The organism is Segatella copri (assembly GCF_003465495.1).
GTDB lineage: Bacteria > Bacteroidota > Bacteroidia > Bacteroidales > Bacteroidaceae > Prevotella > Prevotella copri_G.
Genome location: NZ_QSAV01000032.1, coordinates 32303 through 46325 on the forward strand (window position 1 = coordinate 32303; position 14023 = coordinate 46325).

General features: G+C 45.6%; 5 protein-coding genes. All 5 read left to right on the forward strand.

Going from position 1 to position 14023, the window contains the following annotated elements; all coding sequences use genetic code 11:
• The first annotated feature begins 3 nt into the window (after positions 1-3).
• The 5 genes from DWV53_RS10330 (at position 4) to DWV53_RS10350 (ending at position 13981) form a co-directional block, all read left to right on the forward strand.
• Positions 4-1998: an NAD(+) synthase gene (locus DWV53_RS10330; protein ID WP_118153486.1), complete on the forward strand. Its 1995-nt coding sequence runs from the start codon at positions 4-6 to the stop codon at positions 1996-1998.
• A gap of 324 nt (positions 1999-2322) precedes the next feature.
• Entirely contained in the window at positions 2323-5637 is a 3315-nt protein-coding gene (locus tag DWV53_RS10335) for an alpha-amylase family glycosyl hydrolase (RefSeq protein ID WP_147468773.1), read from the forward strand.
• 223 nt (positions 5638-5860) lie between these two features.
• Positions 5861-9214: an alpha-amylase family glycosyl hydrolase gene (locus DWV53_RS10340; RefSeq protein WP_118153491.1), complete on the forward strand. Its 3354-nt coding sequence runs from the start codon at positions 5861-5863 to the stop codon at positions 9212-9214.
• Positions 9215-9431: 217 nt separating this feature from the next.
• Positions 9432-12794 carry an alpha-amylase family glycosyl hydrolase gene (locus tag DWV53_RS10345; RefSeq protein ID WP_118153494.1) on the forward strand — a complete coding sequence of 1121 codons (3363 nt, stop codon included), beginning with the start codon at positions 9432-9434 and terminating at the stop codon, positions 12792-12794.
• A gap of 326 nt (positions 12795-13120) precedes the next feature.
• The gene (locus DWV53_RS10350; protein WP_259318963.1) at positions 13121-13981 is read left to right on the forward strand and encodes an alpha-amylase family glycosyl hydrolase; all 861 of its coding nucleotides are present in this window, start codon (positions 13121-13123) and stop codon (positions 13979-13981) included.
• Positions 13982-14023 lie beyond the last annotated feature (42 nt).

The following is a 14023-nucleotide window of genomic DNA, read 5'->3' on the forward strand; positions in this document are numbered from 1 at the left end:
ATTATGAAGTACGGATTTATTAAGGTAGCCAGTGCCATCCCTGCCGTAAAGGTGGGTGATGTCATTTTCAATACCCAGCAGATAGAGGAACAGATAGCGCTGGCTGAGGGAAAGGGTGTAGAGATCATTACATTTCCGGAACTCTCTATTACGGGCTATTCCTGTCAGGATCTCTTCCGCCAGCAGATGCTTCTTGAATCATCTGAACAGGCGGTGATGATGTTGCTCGATTTCACACGCAAACTCGATGTCATCTCTATCGTGGGTGCGCCGGTGATAGCGGGCGACTTGTTGCTCAATTGTGGTATCGTTATCCAGCATGGACAGATTCTCGGTATTGTACCGAAGACATATCTTCCAAACTACAGCGAATTTTATGAGAAACGCTGGTTTGCCTCGGCTCAGGACCTGAGAGATTGCGAAGTCCGTTATGCCGGACATAAGGTGAAACTGACGCCTGATGTTCAGATTTTTCAAACTTTCGATGGTGTACAGTTTGGTGTGGAAATCTGCGAAGATGTATGGGCTCCGGCTCCTCCTAGCAACAAACTGGCGCTAGCAGGAGCAGACCTGATCTTCAATCTTTCTGCAAGCGACGAACTCATCGGAAAACATCATTATCTGAAGAGTCTGCTCAGCCAGCAGAGTGCCCGTACCATGACCGGATATATCTACAGTTCATGCGGATTCGGTGAGAGTACGCAGGATGTGGTTTATGGTGGAAATGCCCTGATTTATGAGAATGGAGTTTTACTTTCACAGAGTGAACGTTTCTCTATTGAACCGCAGATGGTTATCTCGCAAATAGATGTAGAGAAACTCCGCTCTGAGCGTCGTACGAATTCTACTTATGTAAATGCCCAGCGCAACATTAAATATTCTGTTCTCGGCGGTCAGTTCAATATCCGTAATATCGAAGCCGAACCAACCGAGAATGAACGCGATTTTGTGTTGGAACGTGAGGTGAATCCTCATCCGTTTATTCCTACCAGCAGCGATATGAATGCCTCTTGCGAGGAAATTTTCAATATCCAACTCATGGGACTAGCCAAGCGTATCGTTCATACCCATGCCAAGACCGTAGTAATCGGTATTAGCGGCGGTTTGGATTCTACGCTGGCCTTACTTGTTTGTGTAAAAGCTTTTGATAAACTCAAAATGAACCGAAAGGGTATTGTTGGTGTCACCATGCCGGGATTCGGAACCACAGACAGAACCTACAATAATGCTATCTCGCTGATGCAGAGTCTTGGTATTACCATTAAGGAAATCAGCATCGCCAAGGCTGTAACCCAGCACTTTGAGGACATCGGACAGGATGCCAGTGTGCATGATGTGACTTACGAGAATTCCCAGGCTCGTGAACGTACCCAGATCCTGATGGATTTAGCCAATAAGATGGGGGGTATGGTTATCGGTACCGGCGACCTTTCAGAGTTGGCATTAGGATGGGCTACCTATAATGGTGACCACATGAGTATGTATGGCGTGAATGCCAGCATTCCTAAGACCCTGATCCGACATCTCGTAAATCATGTAGCAGAGAGTGGGGTAGACGAACAGAGCCGCATCACTCTTCGTGATATCATCGATACGCCTATCAGTCCAGAGTTGATTCCGGCAGATGAGAATGGAAATATCAAGCAGAAGACGGAAGATTTGGTGGGACCATACGAACTGCATGATTTCTTCCTCTACTATTTCCTGCGTTTCGGTTTCTGTCCTTCCAAGATTTACATGTTGGCAAAGAAGGCATTTATTGATTCCGAACTGGAGCGTGTAAAGATCAGTGATAATGATCCTGACAGCTATGATGAGGAGACTATCAAAAAGTGGCTGAAGACCTTCGTGCGCCGTTTCTTCAATCAGCAATTCAAGCGCAGCTGTCTGCCAGACGGCCCGAAAGTAGGTAGCGTAAGCCTCAGTCCTCGTGGCGACTGGCGTATGCCTAGTGATGCAGCTTCATCCATCTGGTTGCAAGAGGCTGAAAACCTCTGAATTTGATTTCGGACAAGCCAAAAGTACAATATTCTTTCTGTTTTCTGGCGCGCCCGTTATATTAATTATATACTCTTAAAGGGGCTGGATTTTGTAAATATTTGGTTTACAGAATCCAGCCTCTTTTTCTTAATATTTGTGAAATCGATTGCACAAAAATATCAGCAGAAAAGTGAAATATCTTGTTGGACGGATAGAAATAGTTTGTAATTTTGCGGTGTAATTATTCAACTATTCAATTTTAAACTTAACAATTTCATTATGAAAAAACTTGCCGCAAAATTATGGGCGGTTTTAATGCTCATGTTAGTCTCCATGCAGACGATGGCTACAGACACGTTTACTAGCAATCGTACTGACTTCCGAGACGAAAGTATCTATTTTATGATGACCACGCGTTTCTACGATGGTGACACAGGAAACAATGTGCTCTGCTGGGATAACCAGTCAGAGCAGATCAAAACAAAAGACCCTTGCTGGCGAGGCGACTTCCAGGGTGTCATCGACAAGCTCGACTACATCAAGGCACTCGGCTTCACTGCCATCTGGATTACACCAGTAGTGCAGAACGCATCCGGTTACGACTACCACGGTTATCATGCCATGGATTTCCAGCATGTAGACTGCCGTTATCAGAGCAGCGATGGTAGCAAGGACGGTGACGCCATGTTCCAGGAACTCATTGACAAGGCTCACGAAAAGGGTATCAAGATTATCCTCGACATCGTGCTCAACCACACCGGTAACTTCGGTGAGCAGACACTCTGCAAGGAGTTTGACCGTAATACCGACTTGGAAACTCAGGCACTCATCAATGCTTGTATGATTCCTAACGAGGAGAAGTTGGGTTCCGACTACCTTACAAGTGTCCCTTATGAGCAGTATCAGCGTCGTCTTGGCTTGTTGAAGAACGTCCGTGGTAAGAACGAGGATGTTCACAACTACTGGCACCACTTTGGTGACTTCAACTGGGACTTTCCTAACCGCTGGTGGGCTCAGATTGCAGGCGACTGTGTTGACCTGAATACCGAGAACGACTACGTAGCAGATTATCTCGTAAAGTGCTACGGCAGTTTCATCAAGATGGGTGTGGATGGTTTCCGTATCGATACATCCGGTCACATCTCACGTTTGACATTCTGCAAGCAGTTTATTCCTCAGTTTACAGCCCTCGGTAAGAAGTATGAGGACAAGCGATTGAACAAGGCACCTTTCTTCATGTATGGTGAGGTTTGCGCCCGTTACAGTGATGTCACATACCGTGGTCAGGATAACCTCTCTTGCTATTATTACACATGGCAGGCTCCAAAGGACTTGCTCGACAAATGGGATGGCAGCCAGTCTTACTGGGATACACAGGTACTCTTTGATAAAGCCAATGGCGGTACAGGTGTGGATGATCATCAGATGGCTCTCTGTGAGTCAGACAATGCCCCAACACCAACAAGCGACAATACCTTTATGGTGAATGGTAAGTGGCATGAGCCAGACTATTCTCAGGCAAGTGGTTTCAATGTGATCGACTTCCCATTGCACTACAACTTCGGTAATGCTGCCGCCGCATACGGTTTGGCAAAGTCAGGTGACAAGAGATATAATGATGCTACCTATAATGTGGTATATGTTGATAGCCACGACTACGGTCCTCAGCAAACCAACGACCAATTCCGTTTCTCTGGTGATGATGCTCAGTGGGCAGAGAATCTCTCTCTGATGTTTACCTTCCGTGGTATTCCATGTCTCTATTATGGTTCTGAGGTTGGTTTCCGTCGCGGTGCTCCGATTGACAGAGGTCCTCACGGTCCTCTTTCAGAAACTGGTCGTGCTTACTTCGGTGGTTACCTCACAGGTGATGTAACAGCCAAGGATTTCGGTGACTACAAGGCTACAGGCAATGTGGCTGCAACTTTGAATCATGATGTAGCTCAGCACCTCATCCGTCTGAACAAGATTCGTCAGGCTGTTCCTGCTTTGCGTAAGGGTCAGTGGACCGACGAGGGTTGTACTCCTGCTGATGGCGGTATCGCCTTCAAGCGTGCTTACAAGAATGACAGCTATGCACTCGTAGCCATCAATGGTGGTGCAACATTCACAGATTGCCCTGATGGTACTTATACCGACGTGGTAACAGGCAAGACTTACACTGGTTCTACTATCACCGTTGATGCTCCTGCTACTCAGGGTCAGCTCCGTGTTCTCGTGAAGGACTGGAAGGGCGGTCAGATAGGTGAGGATGGTCCTTTCATCTATAATGAGGCTCCTAAGTCTAAGTCAGAGGCTGATCAGGCTTATGATGGTCATGAGGAAGATGGTACAACATGGGTTGAGCCACAGACTAATGAGTTTGGTTTGAAGTTCTCTCAGAATGGTGGTACTTTCCGCACCAATACTGTTACTGTAGAGGTAAGTCTTAGCGGTAAGGCTACTGAAGGCTGGTTCCAGGTAGAAGGTCAGGACAAGGTAGAGTTGGCTCCTGGCGAGACCAAGACATTCACTATCGGTGAAGGTATGAACTTCAAGCAGACCAAGACTGTAACATGGTATGCTAAGAACGACAAGAGTGAGAAGAATGGTTCTGTATCCTTCACCAAGGTGGATCCTAACGCATCTATCACCGTATATGTAAAGGCAGACAATGCTCCAACTATCTATGCTTGGGTTCCTGGTACTCCAAAAAAGGAGTTGACAGGTGCATGGCACGGTAAGACCATGGATGGTCCTGAAGAGATTGGTGGTGTCAACTACTGGTACAAGACTTTCGATGGAGTAGAGAGCTTCAATGTGGTTCTGAATAATGGTAATGACAAGCAGTCAAGTGATATCACTGGTATCACAGGCGATATCTACTTGGAGTATGACGGTGGTTCAAATGTCAAGACGCTCGATGCTCCTGTCAACACAACAGCCAAGGTTACTCTGAGCCCTAATGGTGGTGACTTCGAGAAGACTATTTCTGTAACAGCTACCCTCAGCGACAATGCCAAGAGCGGTTGGTATAAGATTGGTAATGGTGAGCAGGTAGCTCTTACTCCTGGTAAGCCAGTTACCTTCACTCTCGGTGCTGACATGATGGAAGGCGAGAGCAAGACTGTAACTTGGAGCGCAACTAATGCAGAGGATAAGGCTAAGACTGGTACTGCTACCTTCAACAAGAAGGCTGAGGTTGTTATTCCTGCTCCAACTGGTATCTTCGCTTACTTCCTCGCTCCTTCAGACTGGACTGATGTTCACGCTTATGTTTGGACTGATGGTAGTGGCGAATATACTGGCGGATGGCCTGGTGTAGCTTGTACCAAGACTGGTGAGAAGAAGAACGGTTTGGATATTTGGATGTGGAAGTATGATGGTGATAAGACAGAACTTCCTGCCAAGATTATCTTCAACAATAATGGAAATGGTAACAACCAGACTGGTAATTTCGATTTCGTAAACGGTGCAGTCTATAACCGTGACGGTAAGACCAATGAGTCTATCTCAACAGGCATCAACCAGGTAGGTAGCAAGAAGGCTCCTGCTAAGTTGAAGATTTACTCTATCAATGGTGTGAAGGTAGCCGAGGTAGGTAGCATGGCAGATGCTGAGTACATCCTCGCTCCAGGTGTCTATGTTTGCAGTGGCAAGAAGTACGTTATCAAGTAATAAATTTCTTTTCTCTTTTAGATACGCAAGTTTTCAGATGAAAACTTGCGTATTTTTTTCGTATAATCGTTTGTGTTTGTTTATTTTACTTATTAATGCAATCGGTTGCACGGAAAAATGAGCAGAAGTTGCTTTATTTATTTGTTATCATCATTTATTATGATTAATTTTGTAAGTGGAATAAAATTTAACTAAATGTCTTAACTTAATTCAAAAATTTTTTATGAGAAAGTTCAAGAAGAAGCTCTTTGCAGCGATGCTGCTGCTTGCCTCGTCTAATGCGATGGCGACTGACAGCTTCACGGATAATCGTACAGATTTCCGAGATGAAAGTATTTACTTCATGATCACCACGCGTTTCTACGATGGAGATCCTAAAAACAATGTGCTCTGCTGGGACAACCAGGAAGCACAGAAGAGTACCAAGGACCCTTGTTGGCGAGGTGACTTCCAGGGTGTCATCGACAAGCTCGACTACATCAAGGCGTTAGGTTTCACTGCCATCTGGATTACTCCTGTCGTACAGAATGCGTCCGGTTATGACTACCACGGCTATCATGCTTCGGATTTCTCCAAGGTAGATTGCCGTTATCAGAGTGGTGACGGCAAAAAGAGTGGTGACGTGATGTTCCAGGAACTCATTGACAAGGCTCACGAAAAGGGTATCAAGATTATCCTCGATATCGTGCTCAACCACTCCGGTAACTTCGGTGAGGAGAAGCTCTGCAAGGAGTTCGACCGTGATACACGTCTTCGTAACCAGGCAGACATCAATGCTTGTATGATTCCTAATCCCGAAACATTAGGTAGTGACTATCCAAGTCTTTTGCCTGCTGCTCAGTATCAGCGTCGTCTTGCCCTGATGAAGAATACCGATGGTCAGAATCATGATCCACATAACTACTGGCACCATTTCGGTAACTTCAACTGGGATGAGCCAAACCGCTGGTGGGCTCAGATTGCAGGTGACTGTGTGGACCTCAATACAGAGAATAATACAGTGGCTGAATATCTTATCAACTGCTATGGCAATTTCATCAAGATGGGTGTCGATGGTTTCCGTATTGATACATCCGGTCACATCTCACGTCTTACCTTCTGCAAGCAGTTCATTCCTCAGTTTGCTGCCCTCGGTAAGCAGTATGAGAACAAGCGATTGAACAAGGCTCCATTCTTTATGTATGGTGAGGTTTGTTCCCGTTACAGTGGTGTGCAGTACCGTGGTCAGGACAATCTTTCACCTTATTATTATACATGGCAGGCTCCACAGAACTTGATGGATCAGTTTGATGGCAGCCAGTCATATTGGGACACTCAGGAAATCTATGACCGTGGTACAGGTTATGATGATAAGCTGATGCCTCTCTGCGAGAAAGATAAAGCGAATTCTCCAGAAAGCAATAATACCTTTATGCTGAATGGCGCATGGCATGAGCCAGATTATTCTCAGTCAAGCGGTTTCAATGTGATCGACTTCCCATTGCACTACAACTTCGGTAATGCTGCCACCGCATACCGTTTGGCTAAGACTGGTGATATGAAATATAATGACGCTACCTATAATGTGGTATATGTTGACAGTCACGACTATGGTCCTGGGTCAGGGTCTCGTTTTGGCGGCTCAGACGCTCAGTGGGCAGAGAATCTCTCTCTGATGTTCACCTTCCGTGGAATCCCATGTCTCTATTATGGTTCTGAGGTAGGTTTCCGTCGCGATGTTGTGATTGACAGAGGTCCTAATGGTCCTCTTTCTGAAACTGGTCGTGCTTACTTCGGTGGTTATATCACAGGTGATGTAGAAGCATCAGACTTCGGTGAATACAAGGCTTCTGGTAATGTGGCTGCCTCATTGAATCATGATGTCGCTCAGCACCTCATCCGTCTGAACAAGATTCGTCAGGCTGTTCCTGCTCTCCGTAAGGGTCAGTGGACTGACGATGGTTGTACTCCTGCCAAGGGTGGTTTCGCCTTCAAGCGTGCTTATAAGGACAGTTATGCACTCGTAGCCCTCAATGGTGGTGCTACTTTCACAGATTGCCCAGCTGGTACTTATACAGACTTGGTAACAGGCAAGACTTACACAGGTTCTACTATCACTGTTGATGCTCCTAATACTCAGGGTCAGGTTCGCGTACTCGTGAAAGACTGGACTGGCGGAAAGCTCATTGATGATGGTGCTTTCATCTACGATACTGCAGCTCAGCATAAGGGTGATCAGACCTATGATGGCAATGAAGAGGCTGGTACAACTTGGGTTGACGAGGCTCCTCTTATGCCAGTAAGCGTTTCTCTTTCTCCAGCTGGCGGAAATTTCCGTACCAATACGGTAACTGTTACCGCTGAGGTCTCAGAAGATGCTACGTCTGCTTGGTATCAGATAGAGGGACAGGACAAGGTAGATTTGACCCCTGGTAAGCCTGTTACCTTCACTATCGGTGATGACATGAACTTCAAGGATACCAAGACAGTGACTTGGAGTGTAACAAGCTCTGAAGGCAAGGAGAAGACTGGTAAGGTAACATATACTAAGGTTGATCCTAACGCATCTATCGTGGTCATGGTGAAGGCTGACAAGGCTCCTTACATCCACGCTTGGACAACAGGTGTTGACGGTAAGAATCTGACAGGTGCATGGCCTGGTAAGGTGATGAAAGGTCCTGAGGAGATTGATGGTGCTAAATACTGGACTTATGATTTCGATAACGTTGAGAGCTTCAATGTAATATTGAATAATGGTAGCGGTGATCAGTCTGGTAACATCACTGGTATTACAAGTGATACCTACTTGGAATATGACGGTCGTAAAAATGCCAAGAAGATTTCTGCTCCAGCAAATTTGACAACTGCTGCTAAGGTGGCTTTCAGCCCTAATGGTGGTGAATTTGACAAGTCAATCACTGTAACTGCTACGCTGAGCAGCAATGCTAAGAGCGGTTGGTATAAGATTGGTGATGGTGCGCAGGTAAATCTGACTCCTGGTAAGGCTGCTACATTCACACTCGGTGCTGACATGATGGAAGGCGAGAGCAAGACTGTAACTTGGAGTGCAACCAATGCTGATGGTACAACCAAGACAGGTTCTTCAACCTTCAACAAGATTAAAGAGGTTGTAATTCCTACTCCAACAGGTATCTTCGCTTACTTCCTCGCTCCTTCAGATTGGAATCAGGTAGATAGCTGGGCTTGGAATAATACAGACAACTTTACCGGTGGTAACTGGCCAGGTGTAAGCTGTACCAAGACTAACATGAAGAAGAATGGTCTTGATGTTTGGATGTGGAAGTATGATGGCGATTTGACAACTGCTCCTACCATGATCATCTTCAACAACGGCGGTGGTCAGCAGACAAAGGATTTGAAATTCGAAAACGGTGCAGTTTATAACCTTGCCGGTAAGACCAATGAGTCTGTCTCAACAGGCATCAACCGGGTAGGTAGCAAGAAGGCTCCTGCTAAGTTGAAGATTTACTCTATCAATGGTGTGAAGGTAGCCGAGGTAGGTAGCATGGCAGATGCTGAGTACATCCTCGCTCCAGGTGTCTATGTTTGCGGTGGCAAGAAGTACGTCATCAAATAATCATCTAATACTCTCTTTTGAATACGCAAGTTTTCGGCTGAAAACTTGCGTATTTTTGTATGCAATCGTTTGTATGAATTTATTTTACTTGTAAATGCAATCGTTTGCATATAAAAAAGAGCGAATATAGGCTTGTTTGTTTGCAATTCCAACGTTTTCTGATTAATTTTGCACACAAATAATTTTCAACTAAATATCTTAACTTAATATTTTTTTTATGAGAAAGTTTAAGAAGAAGCTCTTTGCAGCGATGCTGCTGCTTCTTGCCTCGTCTAATGCGATGGCGACTGACAACTTCACGGTTAATCGTACAGATTTCCGCGATGAAAGTATCTACTTCATGATGACTACTCGTTTCTACGATGGTGATCCAAGTAACAACGTGCTCTGCTGGGACAACCAGGAAGCTCAGAAGAGTACCAAGGACCCTTGCTGGCGAGGTGACTTCCAGGGTGTGATCGACAAGCTTGACTATATCAAGGCGCTTGGTTTCACAGCTATCTGGATTACGCCAGTAGTGCAGAACGCATCCGGTTATGACTACCACGGCTATCATGCTTCGGATTTCTCTAAAGTAGACTGCCGCTATCAGAGTGGTGACGGCAAAAAGAGTGGTGACGTGATGTTCCAGGAGCTCATCGACAAAGCTCACGCCAAGGGTATCAAGATTATCCTCGATATCGTGCTCAACCACACCGGTAACTTCGGTGAGGAGCATTTTTGCAAGGAGTTCGACCGTGATACTCGTCTTCGTAACCAGGCAGACATCAATGCTTGTATGATTCCTAATTTGGAAACATTGGGTAGTGACTATCCAGGTCTTCAGCCTGGTTATCAGTATCAGCGTCGTCTTGCCATGATGAAGAATACCGATGGTCAGAATCATGATACTCACAACTACTGGCACCATTTCGGTAACTTCAACTGGGACTTACCTAATCGTTGGTGGGCTCAGATTGCAGGCGACTGTGTGGACCTCAATACTGAGAATAATACAGTGGCTGATTATCTTGTCAAATGCTATGGCAATTTCATCAAGATGGGTGTCGATGGTTTCCGTATTGATACATCCGGTCACATCTCACGTCTTACCTTCTGCAAGCAGTTCATTCCTCAGTTTGCTGCCCTCGGTAAGCAGTACGAGGACAAGCGATTGAATAAGGCTCCATTCTTCATGTATGGTGAGGTTTGTGCCCGTTTCGGTGGTGTGCAGTACCGTGGTCAGGACAACCTTTCACCTTATTATTATACATGGAAGGCTCCACAGAATCTGATGGATAGCTTTGATGGCAGTCAGACATACTGGGATACTCAGGAAATCTATGACAGTGGTACAGGTTATGATGCTAAGCTGATGCCTCTCTGCGAGAAGGATAATGCGGATTCTCCTGAAAGCAACAATACCTTTATGCTGAATGGTGCATGGCATGAGCCAGACTATTCTCAGTCAAGTGGATTTAATGTGATTGACTTCCCATTGCACTACAACTTCTCTAATGCAGGAAGTGCATACGGCTTGGCTAAGTCTGGTGATATGAAATACAATGATGCTACTTTCAATGTGGTATATGTAGATAGTCATGACTACGGTCCTCAGCCAAGTGATGGTATCCGTTTCTCTGGTAGTGATGCTCAGTGGGCTGAGAATCTCTCTCTGATGTTTACCTTCCGTGGAATCCCATGTCTCTATTATGGTTCTGAGGTAGGTTTCCGTCATGGTTCTGTGATTGACAAAGGTCCTAATGGTCATCTTTCTAACACTGGTCGTGCTTACTACGGTGGTTATATCACAGGTGATGTAGAAGCATCAGACTTCGGGGAATACAAGGCTTCTGGTAACGTGGATGCTACATTGAATCATGATTTGGCTCAGCACCTCATCCGTCTGAACAAGATTCGTCAGGCTGTTCCTGCTCTCCGTAAGGGTCAGTGGACAGACGAGGGTTGTGCTGCTAACGGCGGTATCGCCTTCAAGCGTGCTTACAAGGACAGTTATGCACTCGTAGCCCTCAATGGTGGTGCTACCTTCACAGATTGCCCAGCTGGTACTTATACAGACTTGGTAACAGGCAAGACTTACACAGGTTCTACTATCACCGTTGATGCTCCTAAGAATCAGGGTCAGGTTCGCGTACTCGTGAAAGACTGGACTGGTGGTAAGCTCATTGATGATGGTGCTTTCATCTATGCTTCTGCTGCTCAGCATAAGAGTGGTCAGACCTATGATGGCAATGAAGAGGCTGGTACAACTTGGGTTGACGAGGCTCCACTTCAGCCTGTAAGCGTTTCTCTTTCTCCAGCTGGTGGTACTTTCCGTACCAATACGGTAACTGTTACCGCTACACTCTCTGAAGACGCTGCGTCTGGTTGGTACCAGATAGAGGGACAGGATAAGGTAGATTTGACTCCTGGTCAGGCTGCCACCTTCACTATCGGTGATGGCATGAACTTCAAGGACAGCAAGACTGTGACTTGGAGTGCTACAAGCTCTGAAGGCAAGGAGAAGACAGAAAAGGTTACTTATACCAAGGTTGATCCTAACGCATCTATCGTGGTCATGGTGAAGGCTGATAAGGCTCCTTACATCCACGCTTGGACAACAGGTGCAGACGCTAAGATTTTGACAGGTGCATGGCCTGGTAAGGTAATGAACGGTCCTGAGGAGATTGATGGTGCTAAATACTGGACTTATGATGTCGATAACGTTGAGAGCTTCAATATAGTATTGAATAATGGTAGCGGTGCTCAGTCTGGTGACATCACTGGTATTACAGGCGATATCTACTTGGAATACGATGGTGGTTCAAGTGCCAAGAAGATTTCTGCTCCAGCAAATTCGACAACTGCTGCTAAGGTGGCTTTCAGCCCTAACGGTGGTGAATTTGAGAAGACAATCACTGTAACTGCAACGCTGAGCAGCAATGCTAAGAGCGGTTGGTATAAGATCGGTGATGGCGAGCAGGTGGCTCTTACTCCTGGTAAGGCTGCTACATTCACACTCGGTGCTGACATGATGGAAGGCGAGAGCAAAACTGTAACTTGGAGCGCAACTAATGCTGACAATGAAACCAAGACTGGTTCTGCAACCTTCAACAAGATTAAAGAGGTAGTTGTTCCTACTCCAACAGGTATCTTCGCTTACTTCCTCGCTCCTTCAGACTGGAGTCAGGTAGACTGCTGGGCTTGGAATGATTCAGAAAACTTTACCGGTGGTAACTGGCCTGGTGTAGCATGTACCAAGATCGGTGTGAAGAAGAATGGTCTGGATGTCTGGATGTGGAAGTATGATGGCGATTTGACAACTGCTCCTTCTAAGATCATCTTCAACAACGGTAGTAATGCTCAGCAGACAGCCAACTTGGATTTCGAAAACGGTGCAGTTTATAACTTTGCCGGTAAGACCAATGAGTCTGTCTCAACAGGTATCAACCAGGTAGGTAGCAAGAAGGCTCCTGCTAAGTTGAAGATTTACTCTATCAATGGTGTGAAGGTAGCCGAAGTAAACAAGGTTTCTGATGCAGAATACGTTCTGGCTCCAGGTATGTATATCTACAATGGCAAGAAGTTTGTTATCAAATAAACTTACCGCTACTTTGGGACTTAAACAAGCACTTCCCCTGCTCTGTAAGCGGGTAGTGTGAGTTTGTCCCCGTGCGGTTAGCAGTTTATGTACATAATATCCTCTGAATGAGGCTGAATTTTGCAAATATCCGTTTTGCGAAATTCAGCCTCTTTTTCTTTGTTGTTGCGAAATCGATTGCACAGAAGAAACAATAGAAAAGTGAATTATCTTATAGTATTTATAAAAAGAATTCGTAATTTTGCGGTGTAATTATTCAACTATTCAATTTTAAACTTAACAATTTCATTATGAAAAAACTTGCCGCAAAATTATGGGCGGTTCTTATGCTCATTCTAATCTCGATGCAATCGATGGCGACAGATGTCTTCACATCTAATCGTACCGACTTCCGAGACGAAAGTATCTATTTCATGATCACCACGCGTTTCTACGATGGAGATCCTAAAAACAATGTGCTCTGCTGGGACAATCAGGCAGCGCAGATTGAAACAAAAGACCCTTGCTGGCGAGGCGACTTCCAGGGCGTCATCGACAAACTCGACTACATCAAGGCGCTTGGTTTCACTGCCATCTGGATTACTCCTGTCGTACAGAACGCATCTGGTTATGACTACCACGGCTATCATGCCATGGATTTCCAGCATGTTGACTGCCGCTATCAGAGCAGTGATGGCAGCAAGAGTGGTGACGTGATGTTTCAGGAACTCATCGACAAGGCGCACGCCAAGGGTATCAAGATTATCCTCGATATCGTGCTCAACCATACAGGTAACTTCGGTGAGGAGAAGCTCTGCAAGCTGTTCGATCGTAACACACAACTTCGCAACCAAGCTTACATCGATGCTTGTATGACCCCTACAGAAACTTTGGGTAGTGACTACCTGACCATCCTTCCAAAAGATCAATACCACCGTCGTCTTACCATGATGAAGAATATGGATGGTCAGAACCGTGATATTCACAACTACTGGCACCATTACGGTCAGTTCGGTTGGGATGATCCATCCCGTTGGTGGGGTCAGATTGCTGGTGACTGTGTTGACCTCAATACAGAGAACGACGAGGTAGCTAAGTATCTCGTAGATTGCTATGGTCAGTTCATCAAGATGGGTGTGGATGGTTTCCGTATCGATACATCTGGTCACATCTCACAGGGCAGACGCATTAAATATTTTATTCGTTAACATCTGCGTTGTGCAGTTGTAACTTACTGAATATTAACATTA

What these genes read in the sequence shown, in the direction of transcription:
- DWV53_RS10340 (WP_118153491.1), top strand. Translation starts at nt 5,861, where the DNA reads ATGAGAAAGTTCAAGAAGAAGCTCTTTGCAGCGATGCTGCTGCTTGCC.
- DWV53_RS10350 (WP_259318963.1), top strand. Translation starts at nt 13,121, where the DNA reads ATGCTCATTCTAATCTCGATGCAATCGATGGCGACAGATGTCTTCACA.
- DWV53_RS10335 (WP_147468773.1), top strand. Translation starts at nt 2,323, where the DNA reads ATGGCTACAGACACGTTTACTAGCAATCGTACTGACTTCCGAGACGAA.
- DWV53_RS10330 (WP_118153486.1), top strand. Translation starts at nt 4, where the DNA reads ATGAAGTACGGATTTATTAAGGTAGCCAGTGCCATCCCTGCCGTAAAG.
- DWV53_RS10345 (WP_118153494.1), top strand. Translation starts at nt 9,432, where the DNA reads ATGAGAAAGTTTAAGAAGAAGCTCTTTGCAGCGATGCTGCTGCTTCTT.